Below are 22544 nucleotides of genomic sequence, written 5' to 3'. Positions count from 1 at the left end.
CCGCTTCCCGAAACGTTCGTCCCGGCACAGGCCTCGGTCTGTGCCGCGGACGACGACATCCCCGATTTCCATGAGGGATCACACCCATGAGCTCCATCGCGCTTCAAGCCAGGCCTGCCAAAGCCTCGCCGCTCGACGCCCTACAGCGCTGGCTGCCCAAGCTGGTTCTGGCGCCGAGCATGCTGATCGTGCTGGTCGGCTTCTACGCCTACATCGGCTGGACCTTCCTGCTCTCGTTCACCAACTCACGCTTCATGCCCAGCTACAAGTGGGCCGGCCTGCAGCAGTACGAGCGCCTGTGGGACAACGATCGCTGGTGGGTCGCCAGCCAGAACCTGCTGGTGTTCGGTGGCATGTTCATCGCCATCAGTCTGCTGATCGGCGTGGTGCTCGCCGTACTGCTGGACCAGCGCATTCGACGCGAAGGGCTGATCCGCACCATCTACCTGTACCCCATGGCGCTGTCGATGATCGTCACCGGCACCGCCTGGCAGTGGCTGCTCAATCCCGGCCTGGGCCTGGACAAGTTGCTGCGCGACTGGGGCTGGGAAGGCTTTCGCTTCGACTGGCTGGTCGATCCGGATCGGGTCATCTATTGCCTGGTGATCGCAGCGGTGTGGCAGGCCTCGGGCTTCGTCATGGCGCTGTTTCTCGCCGGTCTGCGCAGCGTCGATCAGTCGATCATCCGCGCCGCCCAGGTGGACGGCGCCAGCCTGCCCACCATCTACCTGCGCATCGTGCTGCCGAGTTTGCGCCCGGTGTTCTTCAGCGCGCTGATGATCCTCGCGCACATCGCGATCAAGAGCTTTGACCTGGTCGCGGCGATGACCGCCGGTGGGCCGGGCTATTCCAGCGATCTGCCGGCGATGTTCATGTACGCCCACACCTTCACCCGCGGCCAGATGGGCCTGGGTGCGGCGAGCGCCATGCTGATGGTCGGCGCGGTGATGGCGATCATCGTGCCGTACCTGTATTCCGAGCTGAGGAACAAGCGCCATGTCTGACTTCGCGCAACCGCGCCTGACTCTCGGGCGCCTGACCATCCATGCCACCCTGTTGCTGGCCTGCGCCGTCTACCTGGTGCCGCTGATCGTGATGCTGCTGACCAGCTTCAAGACCCCGGAAGACATCCGTACCGGCAACCTGCTGAGCTGGCCTGAAGCATTCAGCGCGATGGGCTGGCTAACCGCCTGGGACAGCATTGGCGGCTATTTCTGGAACTCGGTGAAGATCGTGATTCCGGCCGTGCTGATCTCCACCGCCCTGGGTGCGATCAATGGTTACGTGCTGTCGATGTGGCGCTTCCGTGGCTCGCAGCTGTTCTTCGGTCTGCTGCTGTTCGGCTGCTTCCTGCCGTTTCAGGTGATCCTGCTGCCGGCGTCCTTCACCCTCGGCAAGCTCGGCCTGGCCAATACCACTACCGGCCTGGTGCTGGTGCACGTGGTCTACGGCCTGGCCTTCACCACGCTGTTCTTCCGCAACTTCTACGTCAGCGTGCCGGACGCGCTGGTGCGGGCGGCACGGCTGGACGGTGCCGGCTTCTTCACCATCTTCGGGCGCATTCTGCTGCCGATGTCGGTGCCGATCATCATGGTCTGCCTGATCTGGCAGTTCACCCAGATCTGGAACGACTTCCTCTTCGGCGTGGTGTTCGCCAGTGGCGATACCCAGCCGGTCACCGTGGCACTGAACAACCTGGTGAACACCAGCACTGGCGCCAAGCAATACAACGTCGACATGGCCGCGGCGATGATCGCCGGCCTGCCCACGCTGGTGGTCTACGTGGTCGCCGGCAAATATTTCCTGCGCGGGCTGACTGCCGGCGCCGTCAAGGGTTGAGGAGAACAACGATGGCTTCCCTGGAACTGCGCAATGTTCAAAAGAGTTATGGCAACAGCCAGATCGCAACGCTGAAGGACATCGCGCTGAAGATCGACGCCGGTGAATTCCTGATCCTGGTCGGGCCTTCGGGCTGCGGAAAATCCACCCTGATGAACTGCATCGCCGGGCTGGAGAACATCACCGGTGGCGAGATTCTCGTCGACGGCGAGGACATCAGCCAGGCGAGCCCGAAGGATCGCGACATCGCCATGGTGTTTCAGTCCTACGCGCTCTACCCGACCATGAGCGTACGCGACAACATTGCCTTCGGCCTGAAGATGCGCAAGGTGTCGGCGGCGAAGATCGAGGAGGAGGTGGCGCGGGTCGCCAAGCTGCTGCAGATCGAACCGCTGCTCGCGCGCAAGCCGGCGCAGCTCTCCGGCGGCCAGCAGCAGCGCGTGGCCATGGGCCGGGCGCTGGCTCGGCGGCCGAAGATCTACCTGTTCGACGAGCCGCTGTCGAACCTCGATGCCAAGCTGCGGGTGGAGATGCGCACCGAAATCAAGCTGATGCACCAGCGCCTGAAGACCACCACGGTGTACGTCACCCACGATCAGATCGAGGCGATGACCCTTGGCGACAAGGTCGCGGTGATGAAGGACGGCGTGATCCAGCAGTTCGGTACTCCGCATGAGATCTACAACAATCCGGCCAACCTGTTCGTCGCCAGCTTCATCGGCTCGCCACCGATGAACTTCGTGCCGCTGCGTATTCGTCAGCGCGACGGACGCTGGGTAGGCGTGCTCAACAGCGAACAGGGCAGCTGCGAACTGCCGCTGCCGATCACTACCGACGACGGTCTGCGTGATCGTGAACTCATCCTCGGCATTCGCCCTGAACAGATCGGCCTCGCCGGAGTCGGAACAGCTGATTTTTCGCTGGCGGTCGACATCGAAGTGGTGGAACCCACCGGGCCAGACACCCTGGTGGTGTTCACGCTGAATCAGGTCAAGGCCTGCTGCCGCTTGGCGCCGGATCAGGCGCCGCGGGTGGGGGAAACGCTCAATCTGCAGTTCGACCCGCGCAAGGCGCTGCTCTTCGATGCGCAGACCGGCGAGCGGCTTGGCGTTGTGCAGCCTGCAGCCACGCGCGAAAGCAAGGTCACCCGGCTGGTTTCCAACGGAGCGGGGCCGGTGCAGTGAGGTACCGGCCTGCCTTGCCAGCAGGCTGGGGATAACGGAGACAGGAACCAACGGAGCCGAACAGGCTCGATCCACCGATCAATAACAACAAAAGCGGAGTGGATATGAAAAAAACACTAACAGCCCTGAGCGTTGCCAGCGCCATTGCGGGTCTGACGCTGCCTGTGGGCGCCCATGCACTGGAGTTCACCGGCTACATGCGCAGCGGGGTCGGCGAATCGGTCAACAGCGATTCGCAGTCCTGCTTCCAGTTGCCCGGCGCGCCGACCAAGTACCGCCTGGGTAACGAGTGCGAGCAGTACGCCGAGCTCGATCTGCGTCAGGACCTCTACACCTTCGCCGACGGCTCGGTACTGAGCCTGGAAGGCATGACGGCGCTCTACAACCAGTACAACCACACCCCTGAGTTCACCGGCGATCACGGCTGGGCGCGGATGGTGCAGGCCTATGCCGAGTGGAGCAAGGTGCCGGCGTTGTACAACGGCTCGCTGTGGGCCGGGCGGCGCTTCTACAAGCGCAACGACATCCATATCTCCGACTTCTACTACTGGAACCAGAGCGCCACCGGTGCCGGCGTGGAGGACATGGAGATTGGCGGGCTGAAGTACAGCTATGCCTTCTCGCGCAAGGACAGCGTGTTCCAGAAGGACTACGTCACCCGCCACGACTTCAACGTTGGCGGCTTCGACAGCAACCCGGGAGGTGAGCTGGAGTTCGGCCTGAGCTACCTCGACAAGCCCAGCCGTGACGATGCCAACAGCGGTTGGGCCGTGACGGTGCAGCATGTGCAATCCGACTTCCTCGGCGGCAAGAACACCCTGGCGCTGCAGTATGGCGAGGGTCCGGGCACCGGCCTCGGTTATACCGGCGACGTCACCCTGGACAACAGCGCCAAGAGCTGGCGAGTGGTGGAGTATTTCGACTGGCAGCTGACGCCGCGCTTCGGCGGCCAGTTCCAGGTGGTCTACCAGAAAGACAAGCGCGACGACGGCGGCGACCAGGACTGGTGGTCGGTGGGGGCGCGGCCTGTCTATGCGTTCAGCGAGCAGTTCAAACTCGTCGCCGAAGTAGGGCATGACCAGATCGATGCCACCGACGGCACGCGCAAGCTGAGCAAGTTCACCGTCGCGCCGACCTGGTCACCCGCCGGCCCTGGCTTCTGGGCGCGGCCGGAGTTCCGGCTGTACTACACCTATGCCAGCTGGAACGAGGCGGCGCAGCGTGCGGCCAACCTCATGGCCGAAGGCTCGGCGCTGTCAGACACCGGCGCATTCGGCAATGCCCGCCATGGTTCGAACTTCGGCGTGCAGGTGGAGCATTGGTGGTAAAAGTCGCGGATTAGCGCGTCGCCATCCAGATCAGCAGGCCGGCCTGGAACAGCGCCAGCGCAATCAGGCAAACAATGGTGAATCGCAGCGCACCGTCCTCTCGGCGGAAGCGGGCGATTCGCTCCTGCAGTTCACGAATCTGGTTTTCCTGCGCCTGCAGGTTGCGGTCGGCCTGTTCCAGCATCGCCGCCGCCTCCTGCAGCTCCACTACCTGCACCTTCTCGCTGTTCCAGTCCGCTCGCAGGGCGCTGACCCGCGGTGCGCCGTAGGTTGGCTTGAGCGGCGTCGCCTGGGGGTAGTCGATATCGAAGCCCTGGGTGCGCAGGCAGTGATCGCGACGCAGGCGCTGGTCTTCGCTCGCCACATCCTTCGGCAACGCGCCGCCCTCGACCAGATAGTGGCTCCAGCGCTTCTGCGCCCATGCCGCGCCCTGGGCCAACAGAAAGCGGCCGAGGCCTCGATTGGCCGGGTCCAGTTGTAATCCGTTATCTGGCACGAAGCGCAGTTCCTTGCTGCGGTGATCGGCCCACACCTCCAGCACGTTGTTCTTGCGCGAGCGCACCTGGCCGGGGATGTTGATGAACATCCGCAGCAGGCTCTGCTCCGGCGTATGCCGTTCCAGTTGCGCAAGTTCGACGAATCGCAGCGGGCGCGCGCCGCCGTCGCGCTCGGTGGGCAGTGGTGCCAGGCGCAGCAGGCGGAAACGGTCGGGCTTGAGCTCCGTCCACGGATGCTTAGGTGCTGCCGGCTGGTCTTTTTCAGTGCTCTGGGTGGTTTCGCTGTCGGTCATCTGCGCGTTCCTGGGCCTGCGCGGCGGCTCGTTCAGGAGCCGATCGGGCCCTCGTCATGCGGGCTATCGGCAGCGCGGCGCCTAACTGGAGGCTGGCAGGATGCCATTGGCCTGCAGGAAGTGTCGGATACGTTCCTGCAGGTCCCAGGCGAGCGGCAGGTCGGGGTCATCATAGGAGGCCAGCTGTTGCGCATTCGCCGGGACGATGCGCAGCACATGGTTCATGCCATCGATCAGTGCCAGCTTGGCGTCGGCTTTTGCGCGCTGCAGGGCTTCGGCGTCCTCGATGCCGACCTGGATGTCGTGGCGGCCCTGGACGATCAGCGCGGGTGTCTCGACGGCCGCGAAGGCCTCCGCCGGGTCGTAGGCGAACAGCGAAACCAGGTACGGCTGCACGCTCGGGCGGAACAGCACCTGCAGGGGCTCCGGCACTTCGGCGTGGGTTCGGCCGGCCTTGAGCTCGTCGATCAGAAAATAACTGGTGGCGAGCAGTGCCGGCGGCAGGCGGCCCTGCAGTTGCTCGCGCAGCACCTCGTCGATCGGTCGGCCGCTGCCGGCGATGCTGATCAGCGCCGCGGCGCCCGACTTCGGCGCGGCGAGACTGGCGATCAGCGCGCCTTCGCTGTGGCCGATCAGGATCAGTTGGCTGAAACGGGGATCGCCCTTGAGCTTCGCGCTCCAGGCCAGCGCATCGTTGACATAGCCCTCGACGCTCAGCTCGCGCTCGTCCGGTGCGGCCGCCAGGCTGGCGCCGACGCCGCGCTTGTCGTAGCGCAGGCTGGCCACGCCCAGCTTGGCCAGGCCCTGGGCCAGGCGCTTGAGGCTGTCGTTGCGTCCGGCCGGGTTGTTGCCGTTGCGATCGGTCGGGCCGGAACCTGCGATCAGCAGCGCTACCGGTACCGGCTGGTCGCTTTTCGGCAGCAACAGGCTGCCCTGCAGCACGCCGCTGCCGGTATCCAGGTTCAGGGTCTGATTGAGCAGGGTCTGCGCCTGCAGGAGAGAAGGGGACATGGTCAGTAGCAGCAGTATCAGCAGGGCACGCATGGAAGGATTTCGTTGGTCACGGAGCAGGTTGGACGCGGCAATCGACGCAAAGGTCAGTATGCGCCGGCAACAGGAGCGATGACACCGTAGCGGCCTCAGGTATACTTCCGGCCCCTGTTTTTCGGTCGATCGCGGAGCGTCCTGCATGTCCGGCAATACCTACGGCAAGCTGTTCACCGTCACCACTGCCGGCGAGAGCCATGGTCCTGCGCTGGTGGCCATCGTCGACGGTTGCCCGCCCGGGCTGGAGCTGTCGCTGGACGATCTGCAGCGCGATCTCGACCGCCGCAAGCCGGGCACCAGCCGGCATACCACTCAGCGCCAGGAAGCCGATGAGGTGGAAATCCTCTCCGGCGTCTTCGAAGGCAGGACAACCGGTTGCCCCATCGGCCTGTTGATCCGCAACACCGACCAGAAGTCCAAGGACTACTCGGCGATCAAGGACCAGTTCCGTCCGGCCCACGCCGACTACACCTATCACCACAAGTACGGCCTGCGCGACTACCGCGGCGGTGGCCGCAGCTCCGCGCGCGAGACCGCCATGCGCGTGGCGGCCGGTGCCATCGCCAAGAAGTATCTGGCGACCCTGGGCATCCAGGTGCGCGGCTACATGAGCCAGCTCGGTCCGATCGAGATCCCGTTCAAGACCTGGGACAGTGTCGAGCAGAATGCCTTCTTCAGTCCGGACCCGGACAAGGTGCCGGAGCTGGAGGCCTATATGGACCAGCTGCGTCGCGATCAGGATTCGGTGGGCGCGAAGATCACCGTGGTCGCCGATGGCGTACCGCCGGGCCTTGGCGAGCCGATCTTCGACCGTTTGGACGCCGAGCTGGCCCACGCGCTGATGAGCATCAACGCGGTCAAGGGTGTGGAGATCGGCGCCGGTTTCGCTTCGGTCGCCCAGCGTGGCACCGAGCATCGCGACGAGCTGACGCCCCAAGGATTCCTCTCCAACAGTGCCGGCGGCATTCTCGGTGGCATCTCCTCGGGACAGCCGATCGTCGCCCACCTGGCGCTCAAGGCCACGTCCAGCATCACCACGCCAGGGCAGTCGATCGATGTGAATGGCGCGCCGGTCGAGGTCATCACCAAGGGTCGTCATGACCCCTGCGTCGGCATTCGTGCCACGCCGATCGCCGAGGCCATGATGGCCATCGTTCTGCTCGATCACCTGCTGCGCCACCGTGGGCAGAACGCCGATGTGCAAGTGCTCACCCCGGTGCTGCCGCAACTGTGAATCCGGGCCGTAGACGGCAGACCGACGGCGGCAGCATAAGGCGGCAGTTGTCCGCAGTCGGTAGCTTGTAGCCTATGGCCGCTGCTCTGCCGTACTGGCGTCTGTCCGGTTTCTATTTCTTCTACTTTGGCCTGCTCGGCTCCACGGCGCCGTTTCTCGGGCTGTACTTCGATCATCTGGGTTTCTCGCCGGAGCGGATCGGCGAGCTGATCGCCATTCCCATGCTGATGCGTTGCGTGGCGCCGAATCTCTGGGGCTGGCTGGGTGATGCAACCGGTCGCCGGCTGGAAATCGTCCGTCTCGGCGCGCTGTGCACCTTGCTGTCCTTCGGGCTGATCTTCTTCGACAAGAGCTTTGCCTGGCTGGCGCTGGTGATGGCGTTGCATGCGTTCTTCTGGCACGCGGTGCTGCCGCAGTTCGAAGTCATCACCCTGGCGCATCTGCACGAGCAGACTGAGCGCTACAGCCAGGTCAGGCTGTGGGGCAGCATCGGTTTCATCTTCGCGGTGGTAGGGCTCGGGCTGCTGTTCCAGCGGCTGAGCCTCGATCTTTACCCGACCGCGGTGGCCTTCGTGATGGTCGGCATCGTGCTGAGCAGCGCCTGGGTGCCCAACGCGCATCCGCGGCAACGTAGCGAGGCGGCCGGGCAGGGTGGGTTCCTCGCCCAGCTGCGGCGGCCTGGCGTACTGGCCTTCTACGGCTGCGTGGCGTTGATGCAGCTGGCCCATGGTCCGTACTACACCTTCTTCAGTATTCACTTGGAAGCACTGGGCTACAGCCGCAGCTTTATCGGACTGATGTGGGCGCTGGGCGTGGTCGCGGAAATCCTGCTGTTCCTGGTAATGGCGCGGCTGCTCGAGCGTTTCTCGCTGCGTCAGGTGCTGCTGGCCAGCTTCCTGATCGCCGCCCTGCGCTGGGTGTTGCTCGGGCAGTTCGCCGAGCATCTGGCCGTGCTGCTGGTCGCGCAGCTGATGCACGCGGCGACCTTCGGCAGTTTCCACGCCGCCGCCATTCACTTCGTCCAGCGCAGTTTCGGCCATCGCCAGCAGGGCCAGGGCCAGGCGCTGTATGCCAGCCTGTCCGGCATCGGTGGAGCGCTGGGTGCGCTCTACGCGGGCTACGCCTGGTCCGGTCTGGGACCGGGCTGGTCGTTCGCCATCGCCAGTCTGGCGGCGCTGGCCGCAGCCGCTATCATTGCCTTCCGTTTGCAGGAGGACCGCGCATGACTGCTACCCGCCAGCACCTGAGCCAGGCGATCATCGACGCCGGACGCTTCTTGTATGGCCGTGGCTGGTCGCCGGCGACCAGCAGCAACTACTCGGCGCGCCTGACCAGCGCCGAGCTGCTGCTGACCGTTTCCGGGAGGCACAAGGGCGAGCTGACTGCCGATGACCTGTTGGCCGTCGACATGCACGGCAACAGCCTGGAAGAGGGCAAGAGGCCTTCGGCGGAGACACTGCTGCATACCCAGCTGTATCGCTGGAAACCGGAGATCGGCGCGGTGCTGCACACCCATTCGGTGAATGCCACGGTGCTGTCCCGCGTCGCCTTGGCCGATTCGCTGGTGTTCGCCGATTACGAGTTGCAAAAGGCCTTCAGCGGCATCTCGAGCCATGAATTGCAGGTGCTGGTGCCAATCTTCGACAACGATCAGGACATCGCCGCCCTGGCCACCAGGGTGCAGCCGTGGCTTGACGAGCATCCCGATTGCGTCGGCTACCTGATTCGCTGCCACGGCCTGTACACCTGGGGCGAGACGATGAGCGATGCGCTGCGACAGATCGAGGCATTCGAATTTCTGTTCGAATGCGAACTGAAGATGCGTGCCCTGCAGCCCAGATAAATTCCAGCCTGCCCGGTAGCGACCGGTCAGACGACCTTTTCGGAGAGCCGAACATGAGTGTCCTCAGCGTCTATCACGAGACCCGACCCGATCAGCCGCTCAAGGTGCTGACCCACCTCGAAGACATCGCCCCGACGCTGGCCAAGGTCGGTGTGCAGCTGGAGCGCTGGGAGGCCAGCGCACCAATCGCCGCCGGGGCCAGGCAGGAAGAGGTAATCGCCGCCTACCGGCCGCAGATCGACAAGCTGATGACCGAGCGTGGCTACGTCACGGTGGATGTGATCAGCCTGACCCGCGATCACCCGCAGAAGGACGAACTGCGTGCGAAGTTCCTTGACGAGCATCGCCATGCCGAGGACGAAGTGCGCTTCTTCGTTGCCGGGCGCGGGCTGTTTACCCTGCATATCGATGACATGGTCTACGCCGTGCTGTGCGAAAAGAACGACCTGATCTCCGTGCCCGCCGGCACGCGTCACTGGTTCGACATGGGTGAAGAGCCACACTTCGTCGCCATCCGCCTGTTCAACAACCCGGAAGGCTGGGTCGCGAAATTCACCGGCGAACGCATCGCCGATCAGTTCCCGCGGCTGGACGACTGAGATGCCGATCAAGGCGATCCTCACCGATATCGAAGGCACCACCAGCGCCGTCAGCTTCGTCTTCGATGTGCTGTTTCCCTATGCGCGCGAGCATTTGCCGGCGTATATCCGCAGCCACGCCGGCGAACCTGCGGTCGCTGCGCAGCTCGATGCGGTGCGCGGCGAAAGCGGTGAGGGCGATGCGGATATCGAGCGCGTCATCGAGATACTGCTCGGCTGGATCGCCAGCGATCGCAAGGCGACCTCGCTCAAGGCGCTGCAAGGCATGGTCTGGTTCCAGGGCTACCGGGCCGGCCAGCTCAAGGGGCACATCTATCCGGACGCAGTGGCTGCGCTACGGGAGTGGAAGGCGCAGGGGTATGCGCTGTACGTGTATTCCTCAGGCTCGATCCAGGCACAGCAGCTGATCTTCGGCTGTTCCGAGGCCGGCGACCTGACACCGCTGTTCTCCGGTTATTTCGATACCACCAGCGGGCACAAGCGCGAGGTGGTCTCCTACCAGCGCATCGCCGAAGCCATTGGCGTGCCAGCCGTCGAGGTGCTGTTCCTTTCCGATGTGGTCGAAGAACTCGATGCCGCGCAGCAGGCCGGCATGCGCGTCTGTGGGCTGGGCCGCGATGGCGGCGCCCTCGGTGAGCACGAGACCGTCGCCAGCTTTGCGCAGATCGACCCGCGGCGCTACTGAGCCACCGGGCGATTACTGAACCCTGCCGCCGCGCTGGCATCCTAGATTAGGTACTCACCCAAACAGGAGCGAACCCATGGGAGATGCCTTCGGCGGTATTTTCGGCCTGCTCATCCTGATACTGGATATCTGGGCGATCATCAGCATCGTTCGCAGCGATAGCACCGGGGGCAAGAAGGTGCTCTGGGTGCTTCTGATCGTTCTGTTGCCAGTGCTCGGCCTGATCATCTGGGGAATCATGGGGCCGCGCGGCAATCGCCCTGACTCGCGCGGGCCGTATCGGTAGCCGTTGATGGAAAGCCTCAGCGGCCCGCTGGCCATCGTGGTTCTCGTGCTCGACGTCCTCGCCATCGCTTATGTGTGGCGCAGCCGCATCGAGGTCGGGCGCAAGGTTGTCTGGTCATGTGTGATCCTGCTGCTGCCCGTGGTCGGTCTGATCATGTGGGCGGTAGCGGCCGGGCCGTTCGGCAAGGCGCGGTTGTGACACATGTGGCGCAGCGGTCTGCTGATCGGTCTGCTGGCACTTGCTGCCGAGCCGCTTCGGGCTGACGACGCGGCGGCCTGGCAGGCATTGCGCGAGGGGCGGGCGATTCTTGTCATGCGTCACGCCAGCGCGCCAGGTCTCGGCGATCCCGAAGGCTTCGTTCTCGAAGACTGCAAAACCCAGCGAAATCTGACTCAGCGCGGCCGGGATGAGGCCCGGCGCTGGGGCGCGCGGCTGCGCGAAGCGGGTCTGCATGAGGTGCGCTTGTTCAGCAGTCGCTGGTGCCGTGCGCTGGAGACCGCGGAGCAGATGGCGCTCGGCCGGGTGGAACCACTGCCTGCGCTGGATTCGTTTTTCACGTCGCCCGCAAACGAGCACTGGCGTACCGAAGCCTTGCGCGAGGCCGTCGAGCAGCTTCCGGCCGGCGAGGTAGCGGTGCTAGTCACTCACCAGGTCAACATCACTGCACTGACGGGTATCTTCCCGCAGTCGGGCGAGGGATTGATCCTGGAGCGCCCGCTGACCAGTCCGCCCAGACTGCTGGCGCGTATCGCGCCGCCTTAGCCGCCTTTGGCCGCTTTGGAATAGTTGTCCCAGATATGGATAGCCGCATAGGCGCGCCACGGACGCCAGGCTTCGGCGCGTCCGGCCAGCGCCTTGGCGCTGATGCCATCCGCGCCCCACATTGGCGCTTTCAGCAATCCGAGATCGGCTGCGGGAAAGGCGTCCGCGACGCCGAAGCCGCGCAGCGCGATGTATTCGGCGGTCCAGGGACCGATTCCCGGCAATTCGCAGAGTCGTTGCACCAGCGCATCGGCGCCATCTTCCACATGCAGCTGCAGCGCCCCTTCGGCCACCGTGGCAGCGAGCCGGCGTAGCGCCTGGGCTCGCTTGGATGGCATGCCGATATTGTCCAGCGGGTCATCGGCTATCGCTTGTGCGGTAGGGAAGAGCATCTCCAGCCCCGGTAGCGCGTCCTGCAGCGGCTCGCCGAGGCGTTCCAGCAGACGTCGCGTAATGGTCACCGCCGCCTTGACCGTGACCTGCTGGCCGACCACCGCCCGCACCGCCTGTTCGAACGGGTCATAGGCGGCTGGCAGGCGCAGGCCGGGGTTCGCGGCGATCAACGGGCCGAGCGCGGGATCGCTAGCGAAATGTGTGGCGATGGCCTGCGGGTCGGCATCCAGATCGAACATCCTGCGAACCTGCCCGACGAGTGGCTGGGTAGCCTGTTGCAGGGAGTTGCTGAGAGTCAGTTCGAGCGCCGGGCGGTCGGCCTGCGCGCGCACGTGGAGCCAACCGCAGGCTTCGCCGAGTCGCAGCGTACGCGCGTAGCCGTCAACGTCCAGCCACTCCACGCCGGGTAGCAGGCGCAGGGCGAAATGGCGGTGGAACTGCTGCCAGTCCCAGGGTTCGAGGTAGGGCAATTGGATGATTTCGTTCATGACCAGACTCTAGGATCTCCCGATGGCCTTGTCGTCCCGAAGTGTGCTTTTGCTGCCTGCGGTTTCCGCTGTCATCTTGGCCAACGTAGAATGCGCCTCTTTTCGGTGGGCAGGCTGCATCGCCCGTCAAGCCAGATTGCCATCATGCGGCGGAGCGCTGCTTCGTCGCCGGTCAAGGGAGATAACCCATGAGCGACTTTCAGGAAACTCTCTACGAGGGATACGGGCAGCGGCTCCAGGTCGACAAGCTGCTGCACGAGATGCGCACCGAGCATCAGCATCTGGTGATCTTCGAGAACCCGCGCATGGGCCGGGTGATGGCCCTGGACGGCGTGATCCAGACCAGCGAAGCCGACGAATTCATCTACCACGAGATGCTCGCCCACGTGCCGATCCTGGCCCATGACCTGGCGCGCCGGGTGCTGATCATCGGTGGCGGCGACGGTGGCATCCTCCGTGAAGTGGCACGTCATCGCGATATCGAAAGCATCACCATGGTCGAGATCGACGGCGCCGTAGTGGAGATGTGCAGGGAGTTCCTGCCGAATCATTCCGCCGGCACCTTCGAGGACCCGCGGCTGAATCTGGTGATTGATGACGGCATGCACTTCGTGGCGACCACCGAAGAGAAGTTCGACGTCATCATTTCAGACTCCACCGATCCCATCGGCCCGGGTGAAGTGTTGTTCTCGGAGAACTTCTACCAGGCCTGTCGCCGCTGCCTGAACGAAGGCGGCATTCTCGTTGCGCAGAACGGTACGCCGTTCATGCAACTGGGCGAACTGCAGACCACTGCCAAACGCATGCAGGGCCTGTTCGCCGACTGGCATTTCTACCAGGCGGCCGTGCCGACCTACATCGGCGGTGCCATGTCCTTTGCCTGGGGCGCGTGCAGTGCCGAGAGCCGCAAGCTGCCGCTGGAAGCTCTGATGCAGCGCTTCGCCGGCAGCGGCATCGTTACGCGGTATTACAACCCGCATGTGCACATTGGCGCTTTTGCACTGCCGCAATACGTGTTGCATGCGATCGCCAAGCCTAGCAACGACTGATTCCGGATCGTGATAGCGGCGCAGCAACACGCGCTGTGCTTGATCCACGGCCCACCCGGCAACGGTGCGGGCCGTTTTTGCATCCAGCGTCCGGGTTGAACTGCCGGGACTTTTCCGGGTTCTACTGGAGCGAGGCCGCGCGCTTGGGTCGGGGGTTAATTAAGCCCTCGCAGTTGGCTCCGCGGCCTGCTAGCTTGTCAGCGTGGACTGCGTCCACCGCGTCACTTCGACTAGCTGTTGCGACTCCCGTTTGCCCGATGTCTTGACGACGGAGCCGATCTCCCGCTGAGCTCGTGGCAACTTCATCCAGGTATGAGAGGAGGTTGATTTATGAGCACCACCTTCCACGAGGATGTCAGCAGCACCGTTCTGCGCCGGATGAAGGAGGGCGGTTTCGATTTCGCCCGAGTCCATCCAATCGAGTTCTATGCGGTATTTTCCGAACAGGACCGCGCTCAGAGGGCCGCGCAGAACTTTCGCGGCGAAACCATCAATACCCAGGTGTTTCCGCGTGAGGACGGAAGCTGGAATCTGCAGGTAAGCAAGGTGATGTATGCGACGTTCGATGGCATCGGCGATTTCGAGCAGGATCTTGAATACCTGGTCGAACCCCTCGGTGGGGTGCTTGATGGCTGGGGCGTCACCCAGGAGATCGAAGGTCAGGGTGCCTGACCGTTCTATCCTCACTCCCTCTTGAAGCCGCTCTGAAGTGCCTGGTCCCAGGGAGGGACCGGGCCGAAGCGGTTTTTCAGAAACTCCAGCAACAGACGGCTCCGCGAGTCGGCCTCGCGTCGCAATCGCAGCGCGTAGATGCCGCTGGCTTCCGGTTGCGGCAATCCCCCTTCGCAGAACAGCGGCAGCAGTTCGCCACGCAGCAGCTGGTCGCTGATCAGCCAGGTTGGCAGGTGGGCGATGCCAAGTCCCGCCAATGCCCCTGCCAGCAGCGCTTCGGCATTGTTCGCCACCATGCGCAGGCGACCCGGGCGCAGCAGTTGCGGTCGCCCGCCGCGCTCGAAGCGCCACGCATGGGGCGGCGCCAGCGCATCCCAGTCCAACCCATCATGGTCGGGCAATTCCTCCGGTTGTAGTGGCACGCCGCGGCGTTCCAGATAGGCGGGGCTGGCGCAGACTACTCGCACCATCGGCGCCAGCGGTGTGGCGACCAGACGGGTGTCGGCCAGCGGGCCGATGCGCAACACCAGATCGACCTCACCCAGGTGCTCGCCGTGCAGGTCGACGAAGCTGTCGATCAGACGCAGCTGGATATCGACTCCCGGATAGGCCTGGAGAAATTCGGCCAGGGCCGGCGCCAGGTGACGGCGACCGAAGGGGGCCGGTGCGTCGATCCGGATGCGGCCTTCCGGTGCGCTGTCCAGCGACGTCGCTTCGGCGCGCGCCAGGTGCAGTTCCTGCACGATGCGCCGGGCGCGCTCGGCGAATGCCAATGCGGCGGGCATCGGGCGAACCGCGTGGGTGCTGCGGTTGAACAGCTGGCAGCCCAGGGCCTGTTCCAGTGCATCGATGCGCCGCGCCACCGCCGAAGGTGTCAGGCCGTGGCGGCGCGCGGCGGCAGAGAAGCTGCCAGCTTCGAGCACATCGATGAACAGGCTGAGCTGGGCGGAAAGGGCGTCGGGCAGCATTCGAATTCCTTGCTTGTGCGATCTGCGCAAAGCCATTGTGCGTGGCTATGCGTACCGGCGCCAGCGGCGGCGGCGTACGATGAGCGCCCCTGTGAACTGGAGCGTCGGAATGCTGCTGGATATCGGATTGAACGTACTGCTCGGATTGGCGCTAGGCACGCTGGGCGGCTTGTTCGGTATCGGCGGCGGGCTGATTGCGATTCCCGTGCTGGGCGTGCTGTTCGGCCTGGACCAGCAACTGGCGCAAGGCACCGCGCTGGTGATGGTCGTGCCCAACGTGCTGCTTGCCATCTGGCGCTATCACCAGCGCAATCGCATCGATTGGCGGCATGCCCTCGCGCTGGGCAGTGCCAGTTTCGTGTTCGCCATTGCCGGTGCGGCCGTTGCCGTGTCGCTGGATGCCGGGCGCATGCGCATGGCGTTCGTCGGCTTCCTGCTGGCCCTGGCTGCCTACACATTGCTACGGGTGTTTCTGCGCCCGGCCGCCGGCGACGGACAGCTGCGTCATCCCTGGCCATGGCTGGGCCTGCTCGGTGCGGGTGCCGGCGCAATGGGAGGTCTGTTCGGTGTCGGTGGAGCGGTTATCGCCACGCCGATCCTGACCAGCGTATTCGGCACCTCGCAGGTGGTCGCTCAGGGCCTGTCGCTGGCACTAGCCGCGCCGAGCACCGGCGTCACTCTGGTGACCTATGCGCTGCATCATCAGGTCAACTGGTCGCTGGGCCTGCCGCTGGCGGTAGGCGGGCTGCTCAGCATCAGCTTGGGCGTGCGGTTGGCGCATGCCTTGCCGGAACGTCTGCTGCGACTGCTGTTCAGCGTTTTTCTGGTGGCAAGCGCCGTGTTGCTGGCGATGGAAAGCTGATCGGCGCGATTTCGCCAGTCGTTTAGCTCGTTAGGCCGATCAGGCCACCACCCACAGCGCCACCGATCACCACCAGCCAGGGCGGCAGTTTCCAGTACATCAGTGCGGCGAGGGCGAGCAGGGCAAGGACGAAATGCTCTGGCGTCTTGATGCCGCTGGTCCATACCGGATCGTACAGCGCAGCCAGCAGCAACCCGACCACCGCCGCGTTGACCGCCGCCAGGGCTGCCTGCGTGCGCCGGTTGCTGCGCAGGCGCTCCCAGAACGGCAGCACGCCGATGACCAGCAGAAACGACGGCACGAATACCGCAACCAGGCACACCGCCGCTCCCAGCAAGCCGCTGGGCGACTCATTCATCGAGGCGCCGAGAAACGCGGCAAAGGTGAACAGCGGGCCGGGTACCGCCTGGGCCGCGCCGTAGCCAGCGAGGAACGTATCGCGGTCTACCCAGCCTGGCTGCACCACTTCGGCCTGCAGCAGCGGCAGCACCACGTGGCCGCCACCGAACACCAGCGCGCCAGCGCGGTAGAACGCATCGAGCAACGCCAGCAACGGGTTGTCCGTGCCGCTGGCGAGTAGCGGCAACAGCATGAGCAGCGCAAAGAACAGCGCCAGTGCTGTGAGCGCGGCCCGACGCTTCACCGCAACGGGCAATGCGACATGTGCTTCCGTGGTGGCAGGGCGAAAGAAAACCACCCCGATCAGACCCGCCGTGGCGATGACCGCAACCTGACTCCAGATGAACGGGAGCAGCAGCACGGTGCTCGCCGCCGCCAGCGCAATGGCGATTCGCGGCGCGTCGGTGCACAGCGTTCGTGCCATGCCCCAGACGGCCTGGGCAACTACGGCCACAGCGACGATCTTCAGACCCTGAAGGACGCCAGCAGGCAGCGCGTCGCCCCATGTGGCGATTCCCAGCGCGAACAGCGTCAGCGCGATCGCCGATGGCAGGGTGAAGCCTGCCCAGGCCGCCAGCGAGCCACGGTAACCGCCGCGCAGCAAACCGATCGCCAGGCCTACCTGGCTGCTGGCCGGGCCTGGAAGAAACTGGCAGAGCGCGACCAGATCGGCATAGCTGCGCTCGTCCAGCCAGCGGCGACGCTGGACGAACTCCTCGCGGAAATAGCCGAGATGCGCGATGGGACCGCCAAAGGAGGTGAGGCCCAGGCGCAGGAACACCAGAAAAATGGTCCAGGCGTCGAGTCGGGAGGATGTCGAATGATGCTGCGAGTCGGTGGGCATGCGGGTCTGTCGGCTATCGATCTGTAGGGTCGAGTCGGGCAGGCAGTCTAGCTGTTCAAGGTGTCAGGTGGATGACAACGGACGCGCTGCGGCGCCGTTACAGGGCCAATCATTGGCAACCAGAAACAGCCGTTCCTGCTCCAGCCAGACGCCCGATGCATCCGGTTCGAGCCGCGCCAGCAGCTGCGCCCGCGCCTGTGCCGGATTGGCGGCTTGCCAGTCGGCAAACCGGGTCGCATCCCACAGCTCGGCCGGCGTAACACGTGCTGGCGCGAGCCAGGCCGAGCGAGCGATGGGTTGCCAGACAGCGTCGGGCGTCTCGGACTGGAAGCGCGGCCAGTCGGCCTGGCGCAGCCATCTGCCCTGCAGGTGGTGCGGGTTGGCGCCGAGCGGCGACGTGCAGCTCTGCGGCCAGGGGCGGAACAGGTACCCGCTGAGCCAGAAGCTGCTTTGCACCGGGCGGCCGGTAAGTTCGGCGAGCACCGCCAGCGTTGCTGGCTGGGTACACAGCGGCAGCTGGCGCTGGCACATATGGTCGAGTTTCAGATCGAGTCGATCGTGACTGCCGGGACCAAGCCAATGCGCGTGCCGGCTGCCATCGCCCTGCCCGAGCCCCAGGTAGAACTTCACGGCCAGCTCCAGGTGGTGCACGCCCTGGTCATCGCAGAACAGCAGGTCCAGCTCGCCGAGGGTGCTGCCGTTCTGCCGGATCGGCAGATTGGCGGCGAGCAGCTGGATATCGGGTGCGTGGGACAGCGCGTATTGCCACAGTCGCTCGTAGTACAGGCCCAGTCGTCGAATGCGGTGCAGCGACAGCCAGGCTTCGAGAATCGATGGCTCGGCATCCTGTTGCCACAACCAGTTGGCCAGTCGCTCCGGCTCGCTGTTCCAGCAGCTCGCGGACAGCGGGTGACGCTGACACTGCGGTGCCTCGTTCAGCAGCGGCGGCGAGAGGATCGTCCAGGCGAGATCGCGCACCTGCGGATGCTGGAGGCGGTTGGGGAGGGCGGAAAGACTGCACAGGCTCATGAATGCAGCATAGCTGTCGGTTTGCTGATGGTCCGGCGTTTCGCTGATAATCCGCTGCCGCTGAACACCGCGGCGAGCAGGGGCTCTAACCCCTGTGCTGGATTTCAGGCGAATAGCCGATTCGTATCGGCGTCGTCGCCTGCGTGCTGCGTGTTATTTTCTAGCGCTGCGACTGCCCGCAACCATCCGCCCAGCCACACCAGGGAACGTCAATGGAGCAATTCCGCAATATCGGCATCATCGGCCGCCTGGGTAGCTCCCAGGTGCTGGATACCATCCGCCGGCTGAAGCGATTCCTCGTCGAACGCCATCTGCATGTGATTCTTGAAGAGAACATCGCCGAGGTGCTGCCGGGACACGGCATGCAGACCTCGTCGCGGCAGCGGCTGGGCGAATCCTGCGACCTGGTGATCGTGGTCGGCGGCGACGGCAGCCTGCTGGGCGCCGCCCGGGCGATGGCCAAGCACCGGGTGCCGGTACTCGGCATCAACCGTGGCAGCCTCGGCTTTCTCACCGACATCCGTCCGGATGAGCTGGAAGAGAAAGTCGCCGAAGTGCTCAACGGCCAGTACACCCTGGAAAATCGCTTTCTGCTGGAGGCCCAGGCGCGACGCTTCGATGAGCCGATCGGCGAGGGCGACGCGCTCAATGATGTGGTGCTGCATCCGGGCAAATCCACGCGCATGATTGAATTCGAGTTGTACATCGACGGCCAGTTCGTCTGCAGCCAGAAGGCCGACGGTCTGATCGTGGCGACCCCCACCGGCTCCACTGCCTATTCGCTGTCGGCGGGCGGGCCGATCATGCATCCGCGATTGGACGCCATCGTCGTCGTGCCCATGTACCCGCACACGCTGTCGAGCCGTCCGATCGTGGTCGATGGCAACAGCGAGCTGAAGATCGTGGTGTCGCCGAACATGCAGATCTATCCGCAAGTGTCCTGCGACGGCCAGAACCACTTCACCTGTGCCCCGGGCGATACCGTGACGGTGCGCAAGAAGCCGCAGAAGCTGCACCTGATCCATCCGCTGGACCACAACTACTACGAAGTTTGCCGGACCAAGCTGGGCTGGGGCAGTCGCCTCGGCGGGGGCGATTGATGCAGCTTGATCCCGAACGCGGCTACGACCTTATCGGTGATGTGCATGGCTGCGGTCGTGCACTTGCGCGGCTGCTGGATCAGCTGGGCTACCGCCTGCAGGGCGGGGTCTGGCGCCATTCGCGGCGACAGGTGATCTTCCTCGGCGACATCATCGACCGCGGCCCGCATATCCGCGAGGCGCTGCATCTGGTCTACGACATGGTCGATCGTGGGCAAGCCTACTGCATCATGGGTAACCACGAGTTCAATGCGCTGGGCTGGTACATGCCGGCACCGCCGGGCAGCGGCCGGGAGTTCGTGCGTGACCGCACGCCGCGCTTCGCCCGCCTGCTGCAGGAGACGTTCGAGCAGTTCGAACGGTATCCGGACGAGTGGCGAGCGTTCCGCGAATGGTTCTACGAGTTGCCACTGTTCTTGGAATCCGAGCGCTTCCGCGTGGTGCATGCCTGCTGGGACAGCTGGGTGATCGCACGCCTGCGTCCGTTTCTCAACGACGCCTGCCTCAATCCGGCAATCCTGCGCGAAGCCGGCCTGCCGGGCACCTTCATCTGCCAGGCGCTGGATCGGCTGCTGCGCGGCACAGACATGCCGCTGCCCGAGGGCATGACGCTGACCAGTGAGGAAGGTTTCGTGCGTACCTTCTTCCGCACCAAGTTCTGGGAAGAGAACCCACAGACCTACGGTGACGTGGTGTTCCAGCCCGATGGCCTGCCGGATCATGCGGCGCGCATGCCACTGTCTGCGCAACAGAAGAATCGCCTGTTCCTCTACGGTCCGGACGAGCCGCTGCTGTTCGTCGGCCACTATTGGCGTCGCGGCCAGCCGGGGCCGCTGCGCGACAATCTGGCCTGCCTGGACTACAGCGCGGTGAAGAACGGCAAACTGGTGGCCTATCGGCTGGATCAGGAAGTCTGTCTGGACCCGGCGAAGTTCGTCTGGGTCGATGTCTGCGCGGTGTTCCGAACATGAGTGTCGAGGTGAGTGAAGCGCTGCGCCTGCCGCTGTCGGAAGACCTCAGCGGCTTCATCGCCCTGCTGCGCCGTCTGCGGGTGCCGTGCCGGGTATCGGAGGAGGGCGATCAACAGGTGCTGCGCGTGCCGGTTGAGGTCGTCGAGCAGGTTCGTGACCTGTACTCACGGCATCCCCATGGCGATGACAGCGTCGTCATCGAACAGCCGCGTCGCCGCGGCGGTTTCGTCGCCGCCCTGCGCGCCAGCCCGCTGACCGCGGCTGTATTGGTCATCACCCTGGTTGTCGCGGCTATCACCATGCTTGGTGAGAATTTCGCGACGATCCGCTGGCTGAACTTCGTCGACTTCCGTGTCGACGGTGAATACGCCTACTTCGCCTCGCTGGAGCAGACACTCGCTGCCGGACAATGGTGGAGGCTGATTACGCCGATCTTCGTGCATTTCGGCATTCTGCATCTGGCGATGAACAGCATGTGGTTCTGGGAGCTGGGGCGGCGCATCGAAGCCCTTCAGCGCGCCTGGATGCTGCTGGCGCTGACGCTGCTGTTCGGTCTGGTGTCCAACTTCGCCCAGTACCTGTTCGGTGGCCCGGGTATTTTTGGTGGGCTTTCCGGCGTGCTGTACGGGCTGCTCGGGCACTGCTGGCTATATCAGAAGCTCGCGCCCAACGAGGCCTACCGACTGCCGCCCGGCGTGGTGGTGCTGATGCTGGTGTGGCTGGTGATCTGCCTCACCGGCGTCATTGAGGTGCTCAGTTTCGGCGCGTTGGCCATCGCCAATGCCGCTCATGTCGGCGGGTTGGTCGCCGGCTGCGTGACCGGCGTGATTGGCGGCACCCTGGCGCGCCGTCGGCGCCAGCTCTGAGGCTTTTCCCTAAAGCACGGCTGCCCGGTAGAATGGCCGCTCGTTTCCCTCGGAGCTGGCCATGTCGACCTTTATCCAAACCGCCGAAAACATCACCCCCGAAATCTACCTGAACCTCAAGCAGGCGCTTGAACTCGGCAAATGGGCTGACGGCCGCAAGCTGACCCCCGAGCAGAAGGAAACCTGTATGCAGGCGGTGATCGCCTGGGAGATGAAGAACCTCCCGGAAGAACAGCGCACCGGCTTCATGGGCGGTCAGGAATGTGCTTCCAAGAGCAAGAAGGCTGAGCCGGCCATCGATACCAGCCTGTTCGCTCCCGCTTCGGGAACCCGCCACTGATGCTCGAATTGGGACGCGGTGCGCTGAGCAAGATGTCGATCCAGCTCGGCGCACCGGCGCAGTATTCCTTCCGTCTGAACGACGAGCTGGTGCCGGTCAATCCGCTGATCGGCAAGACCCTGCGTCTGGAATACCTCGGCGCCATCAACTGCACCCATTGCGGTCGCAAGACCAACAAGAGCTTCAGCCAGGGTTATTGCTATCCCTGCTTCAAGAAGCTGCCGCAGTGCGATGTCTGCATCATGAGCCCGGAAAAGTGCCACCACGATTTCGGCACCTGCCGCGACCCGCAGTGGGGCATGGACTTCTGCATGACCGACCACGTGGTCTACCTGGCCAACTCGTCGGGCATCAAGGTCGGGATCACCCGTGCCACGCAGCTGCCGACGCGCTGGCTCGATCAGGGCGCCAGCCAGGCGCTGCCGATCATGCGCGTCGCCACGCGCCAGCAGTCCGGAATGGTCGAAGACCTGCTGCGCAGCCAGGTGGCGGATCGCACCAATTGGCGCGCGCTGCTCAAGGGCGATGCCGAGCCCATCGACCTGATCGAAATGCGCGAGCAGATCTTCGATGCCTGTGCCGATGGGTTACGCGAGTTGCAACAGCGCTACGGGCTGCAGGCGATCCAGCCGGTGGCGGACGCCGAGGTGCTGGAGATTCGCTATCCGGTCGACGCCTATCCGACCAAGGTGGTCAGTCTCGATCTGGAGAAGACGCCCGTAGTCGAAGGTACGCTCAAGGGCATCAAGGGCCAGTACCTGATTCTCGATACCGGCGTGATCAACATTCGCAAGTTCACCGCTTATCAGGTCGCCGCCAGCGCTACCGCGTAGGGTGGATAACGCTTCGCTTATCCACCGCTTACGGCCGGCGGGCTCAAGGATGAGCGGCCTGGAACAACCCTGTGGAAAAGGCTTCTCCGTTTCCACCCTACAAGTCCGTCGCGACAGACGCTAAGCTCGAACT

At 64.4% G+C, this 22544-nt stretch carries 26 protein-coding genes; 20 read left to right on the top strand and 6 right to left on the bottom strand.

Annotated elements, in window-relative coordinates; genetic code table 11:
• Positions 1 to 86 precede the first annotated feature (86 nt).
• The 4 genes from LW136_RS13705 to LW136_RS13690 all read left to right on the top strand — a co-directional run bounded on the left by LW136_RS13705 (position 87) and on the right by LW136_RS13690 (position 4351).
• Complete coding sequence (locus LW136_RS13705; protein ID WP_234173104.1) at positions 87 to 1004, top strand: carbohydrate ABC transporter permease; 918 nt, start codon at positions 87 to 89, stop codon at positions 1002 to 1004.
• Entirely contained in the window at positions 997 to 1839 is an 843-nt protein-coding gene (locus tag LW136_RS13700) for a carbohydrate ABC transporter permease (RefSeq protein ID WP_003300621.1), read from the top strand. The genes LW136_RS13705 and LW136_RS13700 overlap by 8 nt, the downstream gene beginning before the upstream one ends.
• 11 nt (positions 1840 to 1850) lie before the next feature.
• Positions 1851 to 3023, top strand: coding sequence for an ABC transporter ATP-binding protein (locus LW136_RS13695; protein ID WP_234173103.1), 1173 nt, complete (start codon positions 1851 to 1853; stop codon positions 3021 to 3023).
• A 104-nt stretch (positions 3024 to 3127) separates the two neighbouring features.
• Entirely contained in the window at positions 3128 to 4351 is a 1224-nt protein-coding gene (locus LW136_RS13690; protein ID WP_234173102.1) for a maltoporin, read from the top strand.
• Positions 4352 to 4361: 10 nt separating this feature from the next.
• Here LW136_RS13690 and LW136_RS13685 read toward each other — a convergent pair whose 3' ends face one another.
• Positions 4362 to 5141: a hypothetical protein gene (locus LW136_RS13685; protein ID WP_041014357.1), complete on the bottom strand. Its 780-nt coding sequence runs from the start codon at positions 5139 to 5141 to the stop codon at positions 4362 to 4364.
• An 81-nt stretch (positions 5142 to 5222) separates the two neighbouring features.
• Positions 5223 to 6185: an alpha/beta hydrolase gene (locus LW136_RS13680; RefSeq protein WP_041014356.1), complete on the bottom strand. Its 963-nt coding sequence runs from the start codon at positions 6183 to 6185 to the stop codon at positions 5223 to 5225.
• A gap of 145 nt (positions 6186 to 6330) precedes the next feature.
• Between LW136_RS13680 and aroC the strand changes: the two genes are divergently transcribed.
• From aroC to LW136_RS13640, 8 genes are all read left to right on the top strand, one after another.
• Positions 6331 to 7422 (top strand): chorismate synthase, encoded by a 1092-nt coding sequence (gene aroC, locus LW136_RS13675; RefSeq protein WP_041014355.1) that lies wholly within the window; start codon positions 6331 to 6333, stop codon positions 7420 to 7422.
• A gap of 74 nt (positions 7423 to 7496) precedes the next feature.
• On the top strand, positions 7497 to 8648 hold the full coding sequence (locus LW136_RS13670) for an MFS transporter (RefSeq protein ID WP_041014354.1): 1152 nt from the start codon (positions 7497 to 7499) through the stop codon (positions 8646 to 8648).
• On the top strand, positions 8645 to 9265 hold the full coding sequence (locus tag LW136_RS13665; protein WP_234173101.1) for a methylthioribulose 1-phosphate dehydratase: 621 nt from the start codon (positions 8645 to 8647) through the stop codon (positions 9263 to 9265). Before LW136_RS13670 ends, LW136_RS13665 begins: the two co-directional genes overlap by 4 nt.
• A gap of 53 nt (positions 9266 to 9318) precedes the next feature.
• Positions 9319 to 9864, top strand: coding sequence for a 1,2-dihydroxy-3-keto-5-methylthiopentene dioxygenase (locus LW136_RS13660; protein ID WP_041014352.1), 546 nt, complete (start codon positions 9319 to 9321; stop codon positions 9862 to 9864).
• 1 nt (position 9865) lies between these two features.
• Positions 9866 to 10549, top strand: a complete 684-nt coding sequence (gene mtnC, locus LW136_RS13655; protein ID WP_041014351.1) for an acireductone synthase — start codon at positions 9866 to 9868, stop codon at positions 10547 to 10549.
• 76 nt (positions 10550 to 10625) lie between these two features.
• Positions 10626 to 10835, top strand: coding sequence for a PLDc N-terminal domain-containing protein (locus LW136_RS13650; protein ID WP_041014350.1), 210 nt, complete (start codon positions 10626 to 10628; stop codon positions 10833 to 10835).
• 6 nt (positions 10836 to 10841) lie between these two features.
• A complete protein-coding gene (locus LW136_RS13645) occupies positions 10842 to 11033 on the top strand; it encodes a PLDc N-terminal domain-containing protein (RefSeq protein ID WP_023445152.1) in 192 nt (63 codons plus the stop codon).
• A gap of 3 nt (positions 11034 to 11036) precedes the next feature.
• Positions 11037 to 11597: a histidine phosphatase family protein gene (locus LW136_RS13640; protein ID WP_041014349.1), complete on the top strand. Its 561-nt coding sequence runs from the start codon at positions 11037 to 11039 to the stop codon at positions 11595 to 11597.
• On the opposite strand, the gene LW136_RS13635 is transcribed toward LW136_RS13640, so the two are convergent.
• Entirely contained in the window at positions 11594 to 12478 is an 885-nt protein-coding gene (locus LW136_RS13635) for a DNA-3-methyladenine glycosylase family protein (RefSeq protein ID WP_041014348.1), read from the bottom strand. The two genes, LW136_RS13640 and LW136_RS13635, sit on opposite strands and share 4 nt — an antisense overlap.
• Before the next feature lie 188 nt (positions 12479 to 12666).
• On the opposite strand from LW136_RS13635, the gene speE reads away from it, so the two are divergent.
• Together speE and LW136_RS13625 are read left to right on the top strand one after the other, a co-directional pair.
• Entirely contained in the window at positions 12667 to 13527 is an 861-nt protein-coding gene (gene speE / locus LW136_RS13630) for a polyamine aminopropyltransferase (RefSeq protein WP_234173100.1), read from the top strand.
• Positions 13528 to 13857: 330 nt separating this feature from the next.
• On the top strand, positions 13858 to 14199 hold the full coding sequence (locus LW136_RS13625) for a ribonuclease E inhibitor RraB (RefSeq protein ID WP_023445156.1): 342 nt from the start codon (positions 13858 to 13860) through the stop codon (positions 14197 to 14199).
• 11 nt (positions 14200 to 14210) lie between these two features.
• Here LW136_RS13625 and LW136_RS13620 read toward each other — a convergent pair whose 3' ends face one another.
• Complete coding sequence (locus tag LW136_RS13620; protein WP_041014346.1) at positions 14211 to 15167, bottom strand: LysR family transcriptional regulator; 957 nt, start codon at positions 15165 to 15167, stop codon at positions 14211 to 14213.
• Between the two features lie 109 nt (positions 15168 to 15276).
• Here LW136_RS13620 and LW136_RS13615 point away from each other — a divergent pair, with 109 nt between their 5' ends.
• Positions 15277 to 16029, top strand: coding sequence for a sulfite exporter TauE/SafE family protein (locus tag LW136_RS13615; RefSeq protein WP_041014345.1), 753 nt, complete (start codon positions 15277 to 15279; stop codon positions 16027 to 16029).
• A 22-nt stretch (positions 16030 to 16051) separates the two neighbouring features.
• Here the strand turns inward: LW136_RS13615 and chrA are convergent, their stop codons facing one another.
• Both chrA and LW136_RS13605 read right to left on the bottom strand, forming a co-directional pair.
• On the bottom strand, positions 16052 to 17272 hold the full coding sequence (chrA, locus tag LW136_RS13610; protein WP_041014344.1) for a chromate efflux transporter: 1221 nt from the start codon (positions 17270 to 17272) through the stop codon (positions 16052 to 16054).
• Positions 17273 to 17335: 63 nt separating this feature from the next.
• Positions 17336 to 18301: a DUF1853 family protein gene (locus tag LW136_RS13605; RefSeq protein WP_041014343.1), complete on the bottom strand. Its 966-nt coding sequence runs from the start codon at positions 18299 to 18301 to the stop codon at positions 17336 to 17338.
• Positions 18302 to 18513: 212 nt separating this feature from the next.
• Between LW136_RS13605 and LW136_RS13600 the strand changes: the two genes are divergently transcribed.
• From LW136_RS13600 to LW136_RS13580, 5 genes are all read left to right on the top strand, one after another.
• A complete protein-coding gene (locus tag LW136_RS13600; protein WP_003280695.1) occupies positions 18514 to 19401 on the top strand; it encodes an NAD(+) kinase in 888 nt (295 codons plus the stop codon).
• Positions 19401 to 20372 carry a metallophosphoesterase gene (locus tag LW136_RS13595; RefSeq protein ID WP_046619652.1) on the top strand — a complete coding sequence of 324 codons (972 nt, stop codon included), beginning with the start codon at positions 19401 to 19403 and terminating at the stop codon, positions 20370 to 20372. Before LW136_RS13600 ends, LW136_RS13595 begins: the two co-directional genes overlap by 1 nt.
• Positions 20369 to 21238 carry a rhomboid family intramembrane serine protease gene (locus LW136_RS13590; RefSeq protein WP_125876215.1) on the top strand — a complete coding sequence of 290 codons (870 nt, stop codon included), beginning with the start codon at positions 20369 to 20371 and terminating at the stop codon, positions 21236 to 21238. The genes LW136_RS13595 and LW136_RS13590 overlap by 4 nt, the downstream gene beginning before the upstream one ends.
• Before the next feature lie 61 nt (positions 21239 to 21299).
• A complete protein-coding gene (locus LW136_RS13585) occupies positions 21300 to 21578 on the top strand; it encodes a YeaC family protein (protein ID WP_003298300.1) in 279 nt (92 codons plus the stop codon).
• The gene (locus LW136_RS13580) at positions 21578 to 22411 is read left to right on the top strand and encodes a DUF2797 domain-containing protein (protein ID WP_234173099.1); all 834 of its coding nucleotides are present in this window, start codon (positions 21578 to 21580) and stop codon (positions 22409 to 22411) included. The genes LW136_RS13585 and LW136_RS13580 overlap by 1 nt, the downstream gene beginning before the upstream one ends.
• The last annotated feature ends 133 nt before the right edge of the window (positions 22412 to 22544 follow it).

The sequence above is a fragment of the Stutzerimonas kunmingensis genome (genome assembly GCF_021432085.1).
Lineage (GTDB): Bacteria > Pseudomonadota > Gammaproteobacteria > Pseudomonadales > Pseudomonadaceae > Stutzerimonas.
This window is presented reverse-complemented; position numbering and strand designations above follow the sequence as displayed.